20 protein-coding genes, 1 tRNA gene and 3 pseudogenes are annotated in these 18,100 nt (G+C 71.1%); 19 read left to right on the top strand and 5 right to left on the bottom strand.

The window, feature by feature from the left end; translation table 11 throughout:
- Positions 1-60: 60 nt before the first annotated feature.
- From ACWJ6R_RS12635 to ACWJ6R_RS12620, 4 genes and pseudogenes are all read left to right on the top strand, one after another.
- Positions 61-489, top strand: a pseudogene (locus tag ACWJ6R_RS12635) (replication initiator); the annotation flags it as partial.
- Between the two features lie 86 nt (positions 490-575).
- Entirely contained in the window at positions 576-1,502 is a 927-nt protein-coding gene (locus tag ACWJ6R_RS12630) for a replication initiator (protein WP_449062399.1), read from the top strand.
- The gene (locus ACWJ6R_RS12625; protein ID WP_449062398.1) at positions 1,499-1,753 is read left to right on the top strand and encodes a helix-turn-helix domain-containing protein; all 255 of its coding nucleotides are present in this window, start codon (positions 1,499-1,501) and stop codon (positions 1,751-1,753) included. The genes ACWJ6R_RS12630 and ACWJ6R_RS12625 overlap by 4 nt, the downstream gene beginning before the upstream one ends.
- Positions 1,753-2,940, top strand: coding sequence for a tyrosine-type recombinase/integrase (locus tag ACWJ6R_RS12620; protein WP_449062397.1), 1,188 nt, complete (start codon positions 1,753-1,755; stop codon positions 2,938-2,940). The genes ACWJ6R_RS12625 and ACWJ6R_RS12620 overlap by 1 nt, the downstream gene beginning before the upstream one ends.
- A gap of 80 nt (positions 2,941-3,020) precedes the next feature.
- Here the strand turns inward: ACWJ6R_RS12620 and ACWJ6R_RS12615 are convergent.
- Positions 3,021-3,094 (bottom strand) — tRNA-Gly (locus ACWJ6R_RS12615).
- A 112-nt stretch (positions 3,095-3,206) separates the two neighbouring features.
- On the opposite strand from ACWJ6R_RS12615, the gene dcd reads away from it, so the two are divergent.
- Complete coding sequence (dcd, locus tag ACWJ6R_RS12610; protein ID WP_449062396.1) at positions 3,207-3,782, top strand: dCTP deaminase; 576 nt, start codon at positions 3,207-3,209, stop codon at positions 3,780-3,782.
- Here dcd and ACWJ6R_RS12605 read toward each other — a convergent pair.
- Positions 3,667-5,028 carry an MFS transporter gene (locus ACWJ6R_RS12605; protein ID WP_449062395.1) on the bottom strand — a complete coding sequence of 454 codons (1,362 nt, stop codon included), beginning with the start codon at positions 5,026-5,028 and terminating at the stop codon, positions 3,667-3,669. The two genes, dcd and ACWJ6R_RS12605, sit on opposite strands and share 116 nt — an antisense overlap.
- 274 nt (positions 5,029-5,302) lie before the next feature.
- Here ACWJ6R_RS12605 and ACWJ6R_RS12600 point away from each other — a divergent pair, with 274 nt between their 5' ends.
- Both ACWJ6R_RS12600 and ACWJ6R_RS12595 read left to right on the top strand, forming a co-directional pair.
- Positions 5,303-5,920, top strand: coding sequence for a DUF47 domain-containing protein (locus tag ACWJ6R_RS12600; RefSeq protein ID WP_068896381.1), 618 nt, complete (start codon positions 5,303-5,305; stop codon positions 5,918-5,920).
- A complete protein-coding gene (locus ACWJ6R_RS12595) occupies positions 5,921-6,925 on the top strand; it encodes an inorganic phosphate transporter (RefSeq protein ID WP_068896383.1) in 1,005 nt (334 codons plus the stop codon).
- Between the two features lie 136 nt (positions 6,926-7,061).
- Here the strand turns inward: ACWJ6R_RS12595 and mshD are convergent, their stop codons facing one another.
- A complete protein-coding gene (gene mshD, locus ACWJ6R_RS12590; protein WP_449062394.1) occupies positions 7,062-7,985 on the bottom strand; it encodes a mycothiol synthase in 924 nt (307 codons plus the stop codon).
- A gap of 131 nt (positions 7,986-8,116) precedes the next feature.
- On the opposite strand from mshD, the gene ACWJ6R_RS12585 reads away from it, so the two are divergent.
- Positions 8,117-9,910: a bifunctional metallophosphatase/5'-nucleotidase gene (locus tag ACWJ6R_RS12585; RefSeq protein ID WP_449062393.1), complete on the top strand. Its 1,794-nt coding sequence runs from the start codon at positions 8,117-8,119 to the stop codon at positions 9,908-9,910.
- Between the two features lie 153 nt (positions 9,911-10,063).
- Here ACWJ6R_RS12585 and ACWJ6R_RS12580 read toward each other — a convergent pair whose 3' ends face one another.
- On the bottom strand, positions 10,064-10,777 hold the full coding sequence (locus ACWJ6R_RS12580; protein ID WP_449062392.1) for a response regulator transcription factor: 714 nt from the start codon (positions 10,775-10,777) through the stop codon (positions 10,064-10,066).
- A 271-nt stretch (positions 10,778-11,048) separates the two neighbouring features.
- Between ACWJ6R_RS12580 and ACWJ6R_RS12575 the strand changes: the two genes are divergently transcribed.
- From ACWJ6R_RS12575 to ACWJ6R_RS12525, 11 genes and pseudogenes are all read left to right on the top strand, one after another.
- Positions 11,049-11,300 (top strand): MoaD/ThiS family protein, encoded by a 252-nt coding sequence (locus ACWJ6R_RS12575; RefSeq protein WP_449062391.1) that lies wholly within the window; start codon positions 11,049-11,051, stop codon positions 11,298-11,300.
- A 242-nt stretch (positions 11,301-11,542) separates the two neighbouring features.
- Entirely contained in the window at positions 11,543-12,223 is a 681-nt protein-coding gene (locus tag ACWJ6R_RS12570; RefSeq protein ID WP_449062390.1) for an LmeA family phospholipid-binding protein, read from the top strand.
- Positions 12,224-12,269: 46 nt separating this feature from the next.
- Positions 12,270-12,820: pseudogene (locus tag ACWJ6R_RS12565) on the top strand (sigma-70 family RNA polymerase sigma factor).
- A pseudogene (locus tag ACWJ6R_RS12560) lies at positions 12,817-12,921 on the top strand (zf-HC2 domain-containing protein); the annotation flags it as partial. The pseudogenes ACWJ6R_RS12565 and ACWJ6R_RS12560, both read left to right, overlap by 4 nt.
- A 412-nt stretch (positions 12,922-13,333) precedes the next feature.
- Complete coding sequence (locus tag ACWJ6R_RS12555) at positions 13,334-13,693, top strand: hypothetical protein (RefSeq protein WP_449062389.1); 360 nt, start codon at positions 13,334-13,336, stop codon at positions 13,691-13,693.
- A 24-nt stretch (positions 13,694-13,717) separates the two neighbouring features.
- Complete coding sequence (locus ACWJ6R_RS12550; RefSeq protein ID WP_449062388.1) at positions 13,718-14,023, top strand: TlpA family protein disulfide reductase; 306 nt, start codon at positions 13,718-13,720, stop codon at positions 14,021-14,023.
- A 91-nt stretch (positions 14,024-14,114) separates the two neighbouring features.
- Positions 14,115-14,198: an Ms5788A family Cys-rich leader peptide gene (locus ACWJ6R_RS12545; protein ID WP_373293851.1), complete on the top strand. Its 84-nt coding sequence runs from the start codon at positions 14,115-14,117 to the stop codon at positions 14,196-14,198.
- Between the two features lie 60 nt (positions 14,199-14,258).
- Positions 14,259-14,624: a DUF4395 family protein gene (locus tag ACWJ6R_RS12540; RefSeq protein ID WP_449062387.1), complete on the top strand. Its 366-nt coding sequence runs from the start codon at positions 14,259-14,261 to the stop codon at positions 14,622-14,624.
- A gap of 48 nt (positions 14,625-14,672) precedes the next feature.
- Complete coding sequence (locus ACWJ6R_RS12535) at positions 14,673-15,512, top strand: sulfurtransferase (protein ID WP_449062386.1); 840 nt, start codon at positions 14,673-14,675, stop codon at positions 15,510-15,512.
- Positions 15,509-15,808, top strand: coding sequence for a DUF1416 domain-containing protein (locus ACWJ6R_RS12530; protein WP_449062385.1), 300 nt, complete (start codon positions 15,509-15,511; stop codon positions 15,806-15,808). Before ACWJ6R_RS12535 ends, ACWJ6R_RS12530 begins: the two co-directional genes overlap by 4 nt.
- 280 nt (positions 15,809-16,088) lie before the next feature.
- Positions 16,089-17,414 carry a hypothetical protein gene (locus tag ACWJ6R_RS12525; protein ID WP_449062384.1) on the top strand — a complete coding sequence of 442 codons (1,326 nt, stop codon included), beginning with the start codon at positions 16,089-16,091 and terminating at the stop codon, positions 17,412-17,414.
- Here ACWJ6R_RS12525 and ACWJ6R_RS12520 read toward each other — a convergent pair.
- Positions 17,404-17,940: a hypothetical protein gene (locus ACWJ6R_RS12520; protein WP_449062383.1), complete on the bottom strand. Its 537-nt coding sequence runs from the start codon at positions 17,938-17,940 to the stop codon at positions 17,404-17,406. The two genes, ACWJ6R_RS12525 and ACWJ6R_RS12520, sit on opposite strands and share 11 nt — an antisense overlap.
- Positions 17,941-18,100 lie beyond the last annotated feature (160 nt).

Below are 18,100 nucleotides of genomic sequence, written 5' to 3'. Positions count from 1 at the left end.
GTCTGGTCCTCCAGCCGGTCTGATCAACACACCTCAGCCTTTCAACATCAGTACCTGCGCATGGCGCAGTGCCGGGAGGGCTGGCACCTGGACGCCGAACCGGTGACCACCCCGGACGAGGCGGACGAGGAGCAGCGATGGCTGATCGAGTTCCGTGCAGACGTGCAGGCCAAGCGGGACACCGCTGAACGCGACGGCACGTCCGAGGAGGTCGCCGAGTGGGACGACGTGATCCAGGAACTGGACGCTGAGATCAACGCGGCCGGGATGCGTGGCAGTCTCTCCGGCCGGGCGGCCTCCCGGCGCTCCCGCTCGACCCGGCGGCGCCAAGATGCTCCGGACCTGCCCAAGCGGGCCATGAGCCCCACCACGCTCGGGCGGACCTTCTCCGGCACCGATGGGAAGGTCTACCGGCCGTCGATGTTCATCACGCTCACCCTGCCGTCCTACGGCCGGATCCGGGCCGGACAGGGCGTGCCGGTCGACCCGGCCAGCTACGACTACCGGCGGGCGGCTCGGGACGCGCTGCACTTCTCCAAAAGCTGGTCGACCGGTTCGTGCAGAACCTGCGCCGGGTGGCGGGCTATGACGTGCAGTACTTCGCGTCCGTGGAGCCTCAGAAGCGGCTCGCGCCGCATCTGCACATGGCGGTGCGCGGCACCCTGCCCCGCGCGGAGATCAAGGCCATCGCGGCGGCCACCTATCACCAGGTGTGGTGGCCGGCGGTCGATGAAGTTCGCTTCGAGGGGGATCACCTGCCGGTCTGGACGCCGCGGGCCGACCTGCCCGACGGCGGTGCCTACTCCGACGGCCAGGGCGGCGACTACCTCGACCCCGTCACGGGGGAGCTGCTGCCCACCTGGAATGAGGCCCTCGACCGGCTCGACGCCGACGATGAAGCCGAACCCCTGCACGTGCTCCGTTTCGGTGACCAGGTCGACGTTCAGGGCGTGCTCGCCGGGACCCCGGACGCCGACCAGTGCATCCGCTACCTGTCCAAGTACCTGACGAAATCCCTCGGCGAGAGCCTCGATGCCGACGATGCCGCCCGGCGGGATCACGCGGCCCGGCTGGTCGAGGCCCTGCGCTACGAACCGTGCTCACCGACCTGCCCGAACTGGCTGCGGTACGGCGTGCAGCCGAAGGGCGCCAAGCCGGGCATGACGCCGGGCCGGTGCCGGGGCAAGGCGCACAAGCCCGAACACCTCGGCTACGCGGGCCGGCGGGTCCTGGTCTCCCGGAAGTGGTCGAACAAGACCCTGGCCGAACACAAGCGCGACCGGCGCACCTGGGTCCTGCAAGCCCTCGGCCTGGCCGATGAGCCGATCGACCCGCACCGCTACCTCTGGAAGCCCGTCCCGGCCGGAGACGGTGACGTCCCCTCGCTCGCCCTGCGGCTGCTGCGCATGGTCGCCGAACGCCAGCGCTGGCGAGCAACCCTCCTCGCCCTGCAAGAGCAGGCACCCGGGCCGGATCTTCCGGCAACGAGGAGGGCGGCATGAGCAGGAAGAGCACGCAGAGTCAGGCGCCGGTCCTCCCCGAGTCGGCGCGGGGGCGGCTTCTCACCGTCGAGCAGGCGGCCGAACGGCTCAACACCTCCGTCCGCTTCCCCCGTCGCCTGATCGAAGAGCGGCGGATCACCTTCGTCCACGTCGGGCGCAACGTCCGCATCCCCGAAGCGGCGCTTGAGGCGTTCATCGCGGCGGGGCTCGTAGAACCGATCACCACCACACGACGTAGGAGGACCGCGTAATGGTCAGGACCGCACTCGGCACCCCCGACGAAGAGCCTCGGCGCGCTTCCAGGAGCAGGCCGGCCAAGAGGCGCTTCGGCCGTGTTCGGCAACTGCCCTCCGGACGCTGGCAGGCTCGCTACCCCGGCCCTGACGGAGTGGACCGCCCCGCCCCGGAGACCTTCGCCACCAAGCGCGACGCCGAGGTGTGGCTGACGAAGAAGGAAGTCGAGATCCTCGACGAGGGCTGGACGAACCCGGACCTCGGGAAGGTCGCCTTCAAGGAGTACGGCTCCGACTGGGTGAACGAACGGCCCGGCCTGCGGCCCAAGACGGCCCAGCTCTACGAGGGGCTTCTCCGGATCCACCTCGTCCCGACGTTCGGCACCCTGGCCGTGAACGAGATCAAGCCCGCCCACGTCCGCAAGTGGCGCAAGACGCTCTTGGATTCCGGCGTCGGACCGGTGACCGTGGCCAAGGCGTACCGCCTGCTCAAGGCGATCCTGAACACGGCGGTGGAGGATCGGATGATCAAAGAGAACCCGTGCCAGATCAAGAGCGGCGGCAAGGAGGAGTCCCCGGAGCGGCCCACGCTGACCGTCAAGCAGGTCTTCGCCCTGGCAGACGCGATCGAACCCCGTTTCCGGGCGCTGGTGCTCCTGGCGACTTTCGGCAGTCTGCGGTGGGGTGAGCTGGCGGCACTTCAGCGCAGGCATCTCGACCTGGAGGCCCGGACGGTCAAGGTCATGGGATCCACCACCGAACTCAAGGACGGCTCGGTGACCATCGGACCGCCCAAGTCCGCGGCGGGCCGACGCACGGTGGCCCTGCCCGAGATCGTGATCTCCGAGCTCCGCGCGCACCTCGACCGGTACACCGATGACCACGATGGGGCGTTCGTCTTCCTGGGGGCTAAGGGCGCCATGCTGCGGCGGTCGACGTTCACCCGGGCCTGGACCAAGGCGCTCAAGGGGGCCGGTCTCTCCGGCGTCCACTTCCATGATCTGCGTCACACGGGCAACACGTTCGCCTCGCAGTCGGGCGCGACGCTCCGCGAGCTGATGAACCGGATGGGGCACTCGACCACCCGGGCCGCGTTGATCTATCTGCACACCGAGGGCGAGCGGGACCGGAAGATCGCCGATGGCATGGGCAGGCTCGCCGAGGAGGCCCTGAAAGGCGAAGATCAAGAGGGATCGGGCACGTAACGGGCACGGAAGCGTGAGAGGGTCCCGAGAAAGATCAAGGCCCGGGTCGGAATCATGTTCCCGACCTGGGCCTTAGCGATTGGAGCGGGTGACGGGAATCGAACCCGCGCTGTCAGCTTGGGAAGCTGATGTTCTGCCATTGAACTACACCCGCAGCGGCGTGCCGCGCCAACCACTGTAGCGGAAACTCCGGCCACTCTGGACCCTCCGCGGTCCCGAGTTTCTCGGCTTATCCGGACCGGGCGAGCGTTGGTAGGTTGCGTCACGTGCTGCTTTCCGATCGTGACATCCTCGCCGAGATCGACTCCGGACGGGTCGGGCTCGATCCCTTCCAGCCGGAGATGATCCAGCCGTCCAGCGTCGACGTGCGCCTGGACCGCTACTTCCGGGTCTTCGAGAACCACCGCTACCCGCACATCGACCCCGCGACGGAACAGCCGGACCTGACCCGCATGGTCGAGCCCGAGGGCGACGAGCCGTTCATCCTGCACCCGGGTGAGTTCGTCCTGGCCAGTACCTACGAGGTCATCACGCTGCCGGACGACATCGCCTCCCGGCTGGAGGGCAAGAGCTCCCTGGGCAGGCTGGGCCTGCTCACGCACTCCACGGCCGGTTTCATCGATCCCGGGTTCAGCGGGCACGTGACGCTGGAGCTCTCCAACGTCGCGACGCTGCCGATCAAGCTCTGGCCGGGGATGAAGATCGGCCAGCTGTGCATGTTCCGGCTCAGCTCGCCGGCGATGCACCCCTACGGCTCCGAGAAATACGGTTCCCGCTACCAGGGTCAGCGGGGCCCGACTCCGAGCCGCTCCCACCTGAACTTCCACCGGACCCGGATCTGACGCCGGCCGCGCCGTCCGGAGCGGAACCGCGGTCCGGAGCGGGTCCACTGCCTCCGGCGGACCCGTCGGCCCGCCGGGACCCGCCGTCGGGACCGCGCCGGCCTCCGCCGGATCCGGGTTCGCCGCCGAAGAGGAGCAGTCCCGGGACGAGCAGGGCGAGGAGCGGCAGGAGGGCGGTGGCGGCGCTGGCGGCCAGGAAGAGGTCGGGGCCCAGCGACTCCGAGAGCGGCACCGCCAGCGCCAGGCCGAACGGGCTCATGCTCAGCGCCGCCATCCACTCCAGGGCGGCCACGCGGGCCTGCCGGTCGGGCCGGACGGTGCGAAGCATGCCGATGATCCACTCGATGGCGGAGATCTCCAGTCCGATCCCGGCCAGCAGGTAGCAGGCGAAGACCCAGCCGGGGACGATCGGTTCCATCAGGGCCAGGGGCACGAGCCCGTACGGCAGGAGCCCGGCCATGGCGACGAGGCCGGGACGCCGGGGTGACAGGCGCATGGCGGTGACCGCGCCGATCAGGCCGCCGAGCGAGAGCGCCGCCAGGGTGAGGCCGTACATCCCGTGCAGCGGGGACTGGTACGGCGACGCGGTGCTGACCGGGAGCAGCACCTGGGCGGGAGCCACGATGAAGGTCTGGTGCAGTGCTGTGACGGAGATCACGACGGCCATCCAGGGGCGGCGGGAGACCTCGGCGACGCCTTCGCGGATCTCGGCGGAGACCGGGAGCCGGAGTCCGTGGGCGGCGGGGGGTTCGTGGACCCGGCGGAGCAGCAGGGCGCTGGCCGCGAAGCCCGCCACCGCGAACCAGAGCGCCGCCCGCGGGCCCAGGGCGGTGACCGTCAGGGCGCCGACGACGGAACCCGTGACGGCGCCGATCCGCCAGGACGCGCTGGTCAGGCCGACGCCGGTGCGGTGCAGGCCGGTCGGGAGCACGGAGGCGAGGCAGGCCTGGAAGGCGGGGCGGAAGAAGGCCTCGGTGCCGCCGGCCAGGAAGACGGCGACACCGAGTACGGTGGGCGCCGGGGAGGGCCAGAGGGCCGTGAGGGCGACGATCAGCAGCAGGACGCACTGGGAGACCGCCATCACGAGCTTGCGGGGCAGCCGGTCGGCCCAGACGCCGCCGAAGACGGCGAAGGCCACCAGGGCCACCAGGCGCCCGGCGAGCACCACTCCGACGGCCGAGCCCTCCGGGTCGCGAGCGAGGAGCGCGGTCACCACGGCGATGGGGAAGACGTGGTCTGCGGCCACCGAAGTGGTCAAACTCCACCAGAGCAGACGAAACGGGCGCTCTCGCCATACGTCGCGGGCCCCCATGTGCGATCAGTATTCGCCATAAGATGGTCAAACACCAGCAAACCGGTCGGCGGAAAGATGCCGCCAAAGCTCGTCCAACCTGTGTGTCGCCGCACACGCAGGGGGTAGCGACAGGGGGAAGAGTGGGCTTCTAGCGGGTGAAGTTCGCATTTCTGCTGGTAACCCTTACTCTTCTCTGCGGACCATCCCCGCACATCTGGAGATCGACGTGCGCCTGCGTCTCACACCTAGTGAGGACAGCTACTACGACTTGTTCGCCGACTCGGCGAACAACCTCGTCACAGCGTCCCGACTGCTGGTAGAGATCATTAGTGAAGGATCGGACAGGGAGGCCCTGGCCGAGAAGATGCGCGCGTGTGAGCACGCGGGTGACGAGCGCACCCACGCGATCATGAACCGCCTCAACGAGAGCTTCATCACGCCCTTCGACCGCGAGGACATCTACCGTCTCGCGGCCAACCTGGACGACGTGATGGACTTCATGGAGGCCGCCGCGGACCTCATCGTCCTCTACCAGATCGACCACCTTCCCAAGGAGGTCGTCGGGCAGGTCGAGGTCCTGGAACGCGCCGCCGAGCTGACCGCCGAGGCCATGCCGCGGCTGCGCTCGATGCGCAACCTGAACGAGTACTGGATCGAGGTCAACCGCCTGGAGAACCAGGCCGACCAGGTCTACCGCCGGCTGCTCGCCAAGCTCTTCAGCGGCGAGTACGACGCGCTCACCGTCATGAAGATGAAGGAAGTCATCGACCAGCTGGAGGGCGCCGCCGACGCCTTCGAGCACGTGGCGAACACGATCGAGTCGATCGCGGTCAAGGAAAGCTAAGTGGACCTCTCGCTCGCCCTGGTCATCGGGGTGGTGGTCGTGGCCCTCATCTTCGACTACACCAACGGCTTCCACGACGCCGCGAACGCGATCGCGACCTCGGTCTCGACCCGCGCGCTGACCCCGAGGGCCGCACTGTTCATGGCCGCGGCGATGAACTTCCTGGGCGCCCACCTCGGCACCCAGGTGGCGTCGACCGTCGGCAAGGGCATCATCGACGCCCCCCAGGGGTCACACGGCCTGGTGATCGTGTGCGCCGGATTGATCGGCGCGATCACCTGGAACATGGTCACCTGGTACTTCGGGTTGCCCTCCTCCAGCAGCCACGCGCTGATCGGCGGACTGATCGGTTCGGCGCTCGCCTCGACCAGCGTCATCCACTGGGACGGGGTGGTGGAGAAGGTCGTCATCCCGATGATCCTCTCCCCGCTGGTCGGCTTCACCCTGGCCGGCGCCATCATGATCGGCATCCTCTGGGCCTTCCGGCGGGCCCACCCAGGCAGGGCCAACCGCGGCTTCCGCCACGCCCAGACGCTCTCGGCGGCGGCCATGGCCCTCGGCCACGGCCTGCAGGACGCGCAGAAGACCATGGGCGTGATCTTCCTGGCTCTCGTGGTCGGCGGCCACGTCCAGGAGAACGACCCGATCCCGCAGTGGGTCATCCTGGCCGCGGCCACGGCGATCTCGCTGGGCACCTACGCGGGCGGCTGGCGGATCATGCGCACTCTCGGCCGCCGGATCATCGCCCTGGACCCCCCGCAGGGGTTCGCGGCGGAGGCCGCCGCCTCGACCGTCCTGTACGGCGCGGCGATCGGCTTCGGCGCGCCGATCTCCACCACCCACACCATCACCAGCGCCATCATGGGCGTGGGCGCGACCAAGCGCCTGTCGGCCGTGCGCTGGGGTGTGGCGGGCAACATCGTGACCGCCTGGATCCTCACGATCCCGGCCGCCGCGCTGGTGGCCGCGCTGTCGTACTACGCGCTGCACTGGATGGTCGAGTAGCCGTCCGGTGAGCGGGGCGCCGGGTCCCGCCCGGGGACATCCCGGGCGGGACCCGGCGCCTTCTCGTTCTCAGAGCCTCTTCAGAGCCTCCTCAGTGCCTCTCCGGAGTCTCTCCGGGGCCTTTCCCCGAAACCGATCACTTCCGGTACATCACGTCCGTGCTCCACCGGGTGAACCCCAGCCCCCGGTAGAGGCGGACCGCCCAGGCGTTGTCCTCGTCGACGTAGAGCAGCACCTCGGCCAGGCCGCGCGAGCGCAGGTGCTCCAGGCCCGCCAGGGTCAGCGAACGGCCCAGCCCGGCGCCCTGCTCGGCCGGGTCCACCCCGACCACGTAGACCTCGCCGATCGGCTCGTCGCCCCGACCGCCGCCGGTATCGTGCAGCTTCGTCCAGTGGAAGCCGACCAGCCGCTCGCCGCGCACCGCGAGGAAGAAGCCCGCCGGGTCGAACCACGGCTCCTGCTCGCGCAGGCTCAGATCGTCCAGCGTCCAGGAGCCCTGCTCCGGGTGGTGGGCGAACGCCAGGGCGTTCAGCGCCACCCAGGCCTCGCCGTCGGCCGCCGGGTCGAAGGCGCGCAGCCGTACGCCGTCGGGGAGCGTGAAACCGGGGAGGGGGGCCGCGTGCGGGCCGTTGAGCGGGCGCCGCATCTGCCAGAGCGACCTGACCTTCACCAGCCCCAGCGACCTCGCCAGCGCCTCGGCCCCGGGGTGGCCGCCGTGCGCCCAGACCCGGACGGCCTTCCTGTTCCGGTCCCGGTCCTGGACGCACCGGAACAGGAGGCTGCCGTGGCCCCGCCGCCGGAAGGCCGGATGGATCACCAGCTCGGCGCTCGGGCCCTCGGCCGGGTCCGACAGGTCCACGTGCGCGTAACCCGCGAGGTCCTCTCCGACGTACAGGAGCGCGGCCTCCGCGTGCTCGCCGCCGCCGTGGCGCAGCTGCAGCATCGCGTGCTCGTTGAGGGGGCCGACCCCGTCGGCCTCCGCGGCGGCCCCGACCAGCGCGAGCACGGCGGCCACCTCCCGCTCGTCGAGTCGTTCCCGGTGTTCCACACGCACGTCCATGCCCTGGACTCTAGAACCCCTCCGGGTCCCCGAGATCGCCGGGGATTGGCAGAAGACGCCATCTCCCGGCCAGATGAATCGTTACCTTGCGGACATTCGATGCATAGATAACGGCTCTAGTGTCGTGTTTCATGATGTCCCGTTCCTTCCAGCGGTTGGCCCTGGCCGGCGTCCTCGCCTCCGCCGGCCTCGTGCTCGTGACGGGACCGGCCGAGGCGGGCAACAAGCCCGCCAAGACGGTGCCGGTCCGCCTCCTGTCCCTCAACGACTTCCACGGCCACCTGGAGCCCCCGACCGGGTCCTCGGGCCGGATGGTCGACGAGACCGGCGCCACGGTCGACGCCGGCGGCGCGGCCTACGCGGCGACCCACCTCAAGCAGCTCACCGACAGGAACACCCTGAAGGTCGCCCAGGGCGACCTGATCGGCGCCACCCCCCTCATCTCCGCCGCCTTCCACGACGAGCCGTCGGTCGAGTTCCTCGGCAAGGTCGGCGTCACCACCTCGGCCGTGGGCAACCACGAGTTCGACGAGGGCTACGCCGAGCTGCGGCGCATCATGAAGGGCGGCTGCCACCCGGTGGACGGCTGCTCGCCCGCCGGCACCTGGAGGGGCGCCAAGTACGACTACATCGGCGCCAACGTGATCCTCAAGCGGAACGGCACCGGCGCCGAGAAGGACGCGCTCGCCGCGCTCGGCCGCAACAGCTCCTCGCTCCGCAGCCTGCTGCGGCAGTACGGCATCCCGGCGCTGCCGCCCGTCTCCATCCGCTGGATGAACGGCGTGCCGATCGGCTTCATCGGCCTGGTCACCCAGAGCACCCCGAACATCGTCACCGCCGAGGGCATCAAGGACCTGGAGTTCGTCGACGAGGTCAAGGCCGCGAACGTCGCCTCCAGGCTGCTCAAGCTGGTCGGCGTCAAGGCGCAGGTCGTGCTGGTGCACGAGGGCGACCAGGTCACCGCGGGCCAGTCGCCCGACGCGTGCAGCGCCCAGCCCGGCGCGGGCAACCGCATCGCCACCCAGGTGGACGCCGAGATCGACATGATCCTCAGCGGCCACTCCCACCAGGCGTACCTGTGCACGGTCACCGACCCCAGGGGCGGCAAGCGCCTCTACAGCCAGGGCGGCTCGTTCGGCCGGGTGATCACCAAGGTCGACTTCCGGGTGGACGTCCGCACCCGTGACGTGGTCCGCTCCTCCGTGGTCGCCGACAACCAGGTCGTGACCCGGACGGTCACCCCCGACCCGGAGATCTCCGCGTTCGTCCAGACCTGGAAGGACCGCGTCGCCACGGTCGCGAACAAGCCGATCGGGAAGATCACCGCGGACATCGTGAACACGGCCGCGCCCTCCGGCGAGTCCCCGCTGGGCAACCTCATCGCCGACGGTCAGCTGGCCGCCGCGAAGACCGGCGGCAACGCCCAGATCGCGCTGATGAACCCGGGCGGCGTCCGGGCGAGCCTCACCTACCCGAGCTCCCCCGCGGGCGAGGGCGACGGCGTGGTGACCTACGGCGAGGCCTTCACGGTCCAGCCGTTCAACAATCTCCTGCAGGTGGTCACCCTCAACGGCGCCCAGCTCAAGACGCTCCTGGAGCAGCAGTTCCCCGGCGGTCCCAACAACCAGGCCTTCACCAAGATCCTGCAGCCGTCGTCGAACCTGACCTACTCCTACAGCGCGAGCGCGGCGTGGGGCTCGAAGGTCTCCGACATCAAGATCGACGGTGTCGCCGTGACGGACACCCAGACGATCCGGGTCGCCGCCAACAACTTCCTCGTCGGCGGCGGTGACGCCTTCGCCGCCTTCACGGAGGGCACCGACGTGTGGAGCGGCCCGCTCGACATCGACGCGTTCGCCGCCTACTTCGCGGCGAACCCGGTGATCGCGCCGCCGGCCCCGAACCACATCACGGTCCTGCCGTAGGGAGCGGGACGGTACGAACGAGGGAAGGGGCCCGCCGGATCATCCGGCGGGCCCCTTCCCGCATCCGTCTTCGATGACCGGGTACGGCGGGCGGCGCGGGCCTTGCGGACTCCGCGGTGGTGGGCCGCGCTCCCCACGGGACAGGGGGGCGGCTCAGTGGTGGGCCGGCTCGCGCTCCTCGGAGGCCTCGTTGCCGCGCTCGGGGACGAACCGGTAACCGACGTTGCGGACCGTTCCGATCAGCGATTCGTACTCGGCGCCGAGCTTGGCGCGCAGCCGCCGGACGTGGACGTCCACGGTCCGGGTGCCGCCGAAGTAGTCGTAGCCCCAGACCTCCTGGAGCAGCTGGGCCCGGGTGAAGACCCGGCCGGGGTGCTGCGCGAGGTACTTCAGGAGCTCGAACTCCTTGAAGGTCAGGTCCAGCGCCCGGCCGCGGAGCCGGGCGGTGTAGGTGGCCTCGTCGATCGAGAGGTCGCCGTTGCGGATCTCGTCCGGGACCTCCTCGGCGGCGGACAGGTTCATCCGGCCCACGGCCATCCGGAGGCGGGCCTCGACCTCGGCGGGCCCGGCGCTGTCGAGGATGACGTCGTCGGCGCCCCACTCGGCGGTCATCGCGGCCAGGCCGCCCTCGGTGACGATCACCAGGAGGGGGCAGTCCAGTCCGGTGGTCCGCAGCAGCCGGCACAGGCTCTTGGCCTGGACCAGTTCGCGACGCGCGTCCACCAGGACGGCGTCGGCGGGCGCCGCGTCGATCAGCGCGGACGCCTCGGCGGGCGCGACCCGGACCGAGTGCAGCAGCAGGCCGAGGGCCGGAAGCACCTCGGCCGACGGCTGCAGGGCATTGGTAAGAAGCAGGAGGTTGCTCACATGCACTCCTTCGCCGGGCTCATTGGCAGGCTCTCGTGCGGAGCGCGCTCGGCCGACTCGCTCACGATCGCCTCCTTCCCGCGTCGTGCCGGCGGTAGCCGTACGAAAACACGTAGGGACCCGGGGGCTACGTCGCCCAGGTCCCGTAGGCGAGGATATCCGAGAAGGGTCGAGCGTCCAGCGGACGTCCACCTGATGAACAGGTGTTTCCCCGGTGGATTCGCCGTAATCGGGCGGTGACCGAATGTGCGTCGGAGGAGTTGGTCGTCAGATGGCCAGGGGCAGGATCCGCTACTGGGCGGCGGCGAAGGACGCGGCGGGCGTCGCGGAGGAGCCTTTCGAGGCCGCGGACCTCGCGGAGCTGGTGGCGAAGGTCACAGCCGGCAGGGAGGCGCTGGCCGTCGTGGCGCGCCGGTCGTCCTTCCTGGTGGACGGGAACCCGGTGGGCACCCGGGCGCATGAGACGATCGCGCTCCCGGACGGTGCGACGGTGGAGGTGCTGCCGCCCTTCGCCGGCGGCTGACACGCGACCGGCCTCCGCGCGGTCCGGGCGGCACGCGACCGGTCTCCGCGCGGCCCGGGCGGACGCGATCAGGCCGACATGCGGTCCGGGCGTGCCGCGGGCGTACGGCCCGGGGCGCGGTCCCGTCACGGGAACGGGGCCGAGGCAGGCTCATGTTTCGTGCGAGATTGCCGGGGAACGCGCCGCGGTGGCAATCTGGCCGGATCCGGGAACGGACACGGAAACGAACGACGGGAAGTCGGATGCGCAAGCTGCTCGCTTTTCTGATCCTGCTGCTCGTTCTCCTCGCGATCCTGGACAGGGTCGCGGTCGCCGGGGTGGAGAGGGAGATCGCCACGCGGGCCACCGCGCGCTACGACCTGGCGGCCCCGCCGGAGGTGACCGTCCACGGCATCCCGTTCCTGACCCAGGCCGTCGCCGGGCGCTACGACGAGGTCGAGGTGAAGGTCGGCCCGCTGAACCTGGCGGGCGTCCGGTTGTCCGGCGTGGACGCCGTCCTGTACGGCGTGACCGCCCCCCTGTCCGACCTGGTGCTCCGCGCCGACCAGGTGAAGGTCCGCGCCGAGCGGGTGGTGGGCACCGTCGTGGTCCCGGAGGCGACGCTGAACCAGCGGGCGCCCAAGGGGATGAAGGTCGACGTCTCCGCCTCGGGACTCGACGTCAGCGGAGAGATCACTTTCCTCGGACGGCAGGTGCCCGCGAAGGCCAGGATGAAGATCGAGCTGACGGACAAGGGCCTGCGGCTCACCCCCGAGAAGGTCACCCTGGGCGGCGGCATCACGGTGCCCGACCCCGAGCGGTTCATCCGCTACGAGGTCCCGATCGGGAACCTCCCCTTCGGCCTGAAGTTCACCGAGGTGACGCCCGAGGCCGGAGGGCTGCGGATAACGGCGGAGGCGGCGGACGTCCCGCTGCAGGATTGAGCGGCCCGTGCCGCGCCGGGACCGCCGCCGACCGGAGCGTGCGGCCGTGCCTGAACCGATCCGGCCCGCCGTACGTCGTGAGGGTGTGAGCCACGCCGGAACCGCCGACGAGCAGCTCGTCAGAGCGCTCTTCGACGAACACGGCGGGCCGCTGTACGGCTACGTGCTGAGACTGACGGGCGACCCGGGGAGAGCGGAGGACGTCGTGCAGGAGACCCTGCTGCGGGCCTGGCGCCATCCCGACGCGCTCGGCGGGCGCTCGATCCGCGCGTGGCTGTTCACGGTGGCCCGCAACCTCGTCTTCGACCAGCACCGGGCGCGGCGGGCACGTCCCCCGGAGACCGGGGACGAGGCGCTCGCCGTGGTGCCCGCCGAGGACGAGCTGGAGCGGGCCGTGGAGTCCTGGGCGGTCGCGGAGGCGCTGGCCGCGCTCCGCCCCGAGCACCGCGAGGTGCTCACCGAGGTCTACTACCAGGGGAAGTCGGTCAAGGAGGCGGCCGAGGCGCTCGGCATCCCGCGGGGACGGTGAAGTCGCGCACGTACTACGCGCTGCGCGCGCTCAAGCTGGCGCTGGAGGAGCGGGGGCTCGCGCCATGACGATGAACTGCGACGAGGTGCGGATGTCGCTCGGGGTGCGCGCCCTGGGCGCGCTGGACCCGGAGGAGCACGCGGCGGTGGAGGCGCATCTCGCCGGGTGCGAGGAGTGCCGGGCGGAGGCGGAGGAGCTGGCCGGGGTCGCCGGGTTCCTCGGCAGGGTCTCCCAGGAGGACGTGGTCCAGGTCGCCAGCCCGCCGCGCGCGGTGCTCGACCGGCTGCTCGACGCCCGGACCCGGCGGCGCCGGCGGACGGCCCGGACGCTGCTCGCGGTGGCGGCCTCGGTCGTGCTGGCCGGGATCGGCGGGACCGTCTGGATGGCGGCGGAGCGGGCGCGCCGGAGATGTCGGCGGCCTCGGCCCCCGACTCCGGGGCCTCCGCCCCGTCCGCCGCACCCGCCGCCTCGCAGTACGGGGCCTTCGGGGAGGGCGCCTCCGAGGAGGGCGCCGAGGACACGGCGGGCGCCCGCGCGAGGACGCCTCCCGGAAGGCGCGCGAGTCCTCCCCGGACGCGGCCGTGCAGGCCGCGCCCAGCCGGTCGCCCGGTCCGCAGATCATGCTGGACGCCCCGCAGGAGCCGCTGGTCAGGGAGGGCGGGAGCGGAGCCGTCCGGGCCCGGGTGACCGCCGTGCCGGGGGAGCGGGCGACCGCCGTCGAGGTGGTGGTCTCCGGGATCGCCGAGGGCACCCGGTTCCGGCTGGACGTGGTCGACGCGGCGGGGAACCGGGAGACGGCGGGGAGCTGGACCGTCGACCGGGCCGCCTACGAGGAGTCGGGTCCCTTCCGGGGCTCGGTCACCATCCCGCCGGGCGGCGCCGACAGGTTCGAGCTGGCCACCGTCGGCGGCCGGGTGCTGCTCGTCGTCCGGGCCCGGTGACCCGTGCCCCCACGGACGACTCCGGTGACCCCGGGCGACCTCGGCGCGGAACTGGGAGAGCGGGCCACACTGGTGCAGTTCTCCAGCGCCTTCTGCCAGCCGTGCCGGGCGACCCGCCGGATCCTCGCCGAGGTCGCGGACCTGGTGCCCGGTACGGCGTACGTGGAGATCGACGCCGAGTCCCGGCTGGAGCTGGTCCGCTCCCTGGACATCCTGCGCACCCCCACCGTGCTTATCCTCGACCGGTCGGGGTATGTGGTGAAGCGTGCCTCGGGCCAGCCACGGAAGGCCGACGTCATCGGGGCGCTGGGCCTCGCCATCGGTGAGTGAGCGGGGCACCTTATCGCCTTCCGGATCACCTTGTCTCAGGAATTGGACAGGGATGTGACAGATAGCGGGACGCCGGGGTAATGTCATCGCCATGCACCCCATGACAGAGCTGCTGACGAAGCGGCGCGCGGTCGACTTCTGCCGCGTCGCCACCGCGCTCTGTCGCGTTTCCTGAGGGCGATCCCAAGCGGCTCCGGCCGCACCGATCTGCACGACCCTTCAGGAGCATCGCACGATGCACGCTGATCCCAGAGCCCTTCGCTTCACCACGACCGCGACCGCCGTCGCCTTCACGCCCGTCCTCATCACGGACGGCGTGCGGCCGCCGGTGGCCCAGGCCGCGGTGCTCGCGCTCGGCACCGTCGGCGCCTCGCCGTACGGGATGGTTTCCAAGGGGATTGCGAAGAGCCCTCCCAGGGAACCGGAGGACGCCCGGCCACCGCGCTTCGCGCGACCGGCCGGACCCGCCTCCGCCCTGGCGGCCCTGGTCGGACACGCACGCAGATCGCGCCACCGGCCCTCGGCGCCACCGCCGCGGCCCTGTTCGCCGCCTTTCTCAACGCCGCTTCCGGCTCCCGCCTCGGCTGCGAGACGCATTTGATCATCCGCCGCCCACTGCCCGCCGCAAGATAATCCCGGAGGAATCCCAATGAGCCGTTCCGCCGCCCTGGTGGACGCCGACTGGGTCGAGGCCAACCTCGACACCCCTGGTGTCGTTCTCGTCGAGGTCGACGAGGACACCAGCGCCTACGACAAGGGCCACATCCGTGGCGCCGTGAAGATCGACTGGAGGCAGGACCTCCAGGACCCGGTCCGCCGCGACTTCGTGGACCGCGAGGGCTTCGAGGCGCTGCTCTCCAACCGGGGCATCGCCAACGACGACACCGTGGTGCTCTACGGCGGCAACAACAACTGGTTCGCCGCCTACGCCTACTGGTACTTCAAGCTCTACGGCCACGAGAACGTCAAGCTCCTCGACGGCGGCCGCAAGAAGTGGGAGCTCGACTCCCGCGAGCTGGTCACCGAGGTGCCGCAGCGCGCGGCCACCCAGTACAAGGCCTCCGAGCAGGACAAGAACCTGCGCGCCTTCCGCGACGACGTGCTCGCCGCGATCGGCAAGCTCAACCTGGTCGACGTGCGCTCGCCCGACGAGTTCACCGGCAAGCTGCTCGCCCCGGCGCACGTCCCGCAGGAGGCGGCGCAGCGCGGCGGCCACGTGCCGACCGCTCGCAGCATCCCGTGGTCCAAGGCCGCGAACGACGACGGCACCTTCAAGTCCGACGAGGAGCTGAAGGCCCTCTACGAGGGCGCCGGCGTCGACTTCAGCAAGGACACCATCGCCTACTGCCGCATCGGCGAGCGCTCGGCGCACACCTGGTTCGTGCTGCACGAGCTGCTGGAGCAGGCCAACGTCAAGAACTACGACGGATCGTGGACCGAGTACGGCTCGCTCGTGGGCGTGCCGATCGAGTTGGGAGAGGCCCGATGAGCACCCAGGGTTGCGCAGCACCGGAGCAGACCGTCGCTCTTCCCGCCGGGATCGACCTGTCGACGCAGGCCGTCATCCAGGGCGTCGTGACGGGCACGGGCACCGCCTACGCCCGCCTGCTGGACCACTCCGGCGAGTTCACCGGCGAGGTCGTCGTCTCCGAGGAGGGCGTCTTCCGCTTCTTCGCCGCTCCCGGTGACTGGACCGTCCGCATCATCGCGGGCGGCGGCGTCACCAAGGACATCCCCGCTCAGGCCCGTCTGGGCGAGGTCACCCAGCTGGCCGTGGCCGTCTGAGCCGCGCGGCCGTCTGAGCGGTGCGGCCGCAGGCCGCTCCGCGTGAAGAGGACCGGCGTCCCTCCTCGGTGAGGGGCGCCGGTCCTTCGCCTTTCCGGAGGCCGGCCGCCTCGCCTCCGGACGGCGTCGGCTCCGCTTTCCCGGACGAGGGCCCAGATGAGGTCCCGGGCGCGGGAGCAGGCGTGATCCGTATCGGGAACGGCGCCTCGGCACAGGGCGGGTCCGTGTGGGAGCGGTGTTCGGCTGTGGCGTGGGGCGGTGGATCGCTACGATTCGTCGGGTGTCCGGAACGTCTGCTGCGTCCTCATCGTCCCCGCCCGCCCCGCCGGCTTCGGCTCCGCAGGCCGCCAGGCGCGCGCCCGCGCGGTTCACGGCGTACTCGCTGCCCCTGCACACCTTCAGGGTCTTCGGCGCCTGCGCGCTCTCACTGGTGCTCTGGTTCTCCGCCGGGCGGGCGGTCCGCGCGGCGCTGATGTGGGCGGGCACCGAGCTGGCGCACGGCGACTACCGGCAGGTGCGGCTCGTCGTCACGACGCTGATCTTCACATTGATCGTGCTGAACGAGCTCGTCGTCATGGTCGGCATGCTGCACTCGGTGCGCGGTGCGCTCCGCGAGATCCGGGTGCGCAGGTCTGAGGACGAGGGAGCCGACGAGGGCCTGTTCGGCGCGCTCAACCGGACCACGCTGCTCTTCGCCACGATCTACCTGGCGTGGAGCTTCCACCGGGAGGACGCCCAGGAGTTCACCTCCCTGGACAGCATGAAGCGGATCGACCAGGACATCCAGGGGTCGCTGGCCGGGATCCAGGGCGAGGCGGGCACCATCCTCATCGGGCTGGACGTACGGATCTCCGCCGGGATCGCGGTGGCGGCCTACATCCTCAGGACGCTGTTCGCCTGGCTGCACATGAACGGCAGGGTGCGGGGCGGCGGCGTGCTGACCGCCTTCTTCGAGCTGGGCTTCACCTACTACGGTCTCACCGCGCTGTTCGCCCTCGGCGCGTCGCGGTCGGACTGGCTGGACGAGCGGGCCGCCGTGGCCGCGGTCAAGGGGTGGTTCGAGGACCTGGAGAAGAGCCTCCCGTGGTGGAAGGGGTTCTGGGAGGGCGCCGGCGACCTCTGGCCGCTCGTCGTGGACGCGCTGATCGAGCCGCTCGCCTGGCTGGCCGTGGCGGCGCTCGTCTACGGCGCCTTCGCCGAGGACACGCGCGCGGTCGTCCGGGGGACCCGCCTGGAGACGGTCGCCGACCGGGTGGAGCGGACGCACACCCTGACTCGCACGACCATGAGCGGGGCGACGACCGGGTTCCGGGACCGCTGGGTCCCGCCGGTCAACGCCTTCCGGCTCGCCGTCCGCGGCGGCGCTCCGCTGTTCGGCGTGTTCTGCCTGTGCTACGTCGCCCTCCAGGTGGGCGCCGACTACGCGGACCGGGGCATGCGGGCGCTGGTCGGCAGCGACTTCCCCTTCTTCTGGGCGCTGTTCAGCAGCCCGGTGGAGTTCGCCGTGGACCTGGTCGCCGGCGTGCTGACGGTCTGCCTGCTGGCGGCCACGTTCGACATCGCGGCCACCCGCAGCCGCGAGGCCGGGCAGGCGCTCACCGCCTGAACAGCAGCACCTGGTCCTGGGGTTCGGTCTTCTCCGTGCCGGCGCGCTTGAACAACTGCTCCACGCTCTCCTCCTCCAGCGGGACGCGGATCGTGCTGGGGATGACGTGGACCTCGACCTCGTCGGCGACCTCCTGCGGCACCACGCTGACCGCGTTGTAGCGGTAGGCGGTGCCGACCTTGTGCTCCTTGACCTCCAGGGGGAGGTCGTTGTCGGAGATCAGCACCTGCCAGCTGCGGCCGTCGGGGTGCACGGCCTTGATCGTGGGGTCGCCGCGCCGGATCACCCCCTCGGTGTCCAGGGAGGTCCTGGAAACCGTGATCTTGAGCCACTTCCGGCCGGGCTTGGCCTTCCCCAGGCCCGGCAGGCTGTCCGCCGGCTCGACCTCGGCCCGCCAGGCCACGCGCATGAGCGTGCCGCTGCCACCGGGCTCCACCACGTGGAACCGCAGCGCGGGGATGCCGGTCCGGTAGAAGCTGTAGCCCTCCCAGGTGGGGATCCCGACGGCCAGGGCGACCGCGAGCAACAGCCCGCCGATCCGCAGCGTGGTACGGCGCCGCGGCGCGGGGGCGGAGGTCCCGGCAGTCCGGGGGGGCGTCCTCGGACGCCCCCGAGGCGTCCGGCGGGGAGGCGGGCGGAGGGACCACGGGGTCCGCGGCGGAGGCCGCCACCGGGGACGCGGCGGT

It is taken from the genome of Planomonospora algeriensis (assembly GCF_977012225.1).
The sequence above is the reverse complement of the archived record's forward strand: the minus strand, read 5'-3'. Positions and strand labels throughout refer to the sequence as shown.

Coding starts and splice junctions, on each gene's coding strand:
- ACWJ6R_RS12625 (WP_449062398.1), top strand. CDS start 1,499: ATGAGCAGGAAGAGCACGCAGAGTCAGGCGCCGGTCCTCCCCGAGTCG.
- ACWJ6R_RS12620 (WP_449062397.1), top strand. CDS start 1,753: ATGGTCAGGACCGCACTCGGCACCCCCGACGAAGAGCCTCGGCGCGCT.
- mshD (WP_449062394.1), bottom strand. CDS start 7,985: ATGGACGTGCGTGTGGAACACCGGGAACGACTCGACGAGCGGGAGGTG.
- ACWJ6R_RS12585 (WP_449062393.1), top strand. CDS start 8,117: ATGATGTCCCGTTCCTTCCAGCGGTTGGCCCTGGCCGGCGTCCTCGCC.
- ACWJ6R_RS12575 (WP_449062391.1), top strand. CDS start 11,049: ATGGCCAGGGGCAGGATCCGCTACTGGGCGGCGGCGAAGGACGCGGCG.
- ACWJ6R_RS12570 (WP_449062390.1), top strand. CDS start 11,543: ATGCGCAAGCTGCTCGCTTTTCTGATCCTGCTGCTCGTTCTCCTCGCG.
- ACWJ6R_RS12545 (WP_373293851.1), top strand. CDS start 14,115: ATGCACCCCATGACAGAGCTGCTGACGAAGCGGCGCGCGGTCGACTTC.
- ACWJ6R_RS12540 (WP_449062387.1), top strand. CDS start 14,259: ATGCACGCTGATCCCAGAGCCCTTCGCTTCACCACGACCGCGACCGCC.
- ACWJ6R_RS12535 (WP_449062386.1), top strand. CDS start 14,673: ATGAGCCGTTCCGCCGCCCTGGTGGACGCCGACTGGGTCGAGGCCAAC.
- ACWJ6R_RS12530 (WP_449062385.1), top strand. CDS start 15,509: ATGAGCACCCAGGGTTGCGCAGCACCGGAGCAGACCGTCGCTCTTCCC.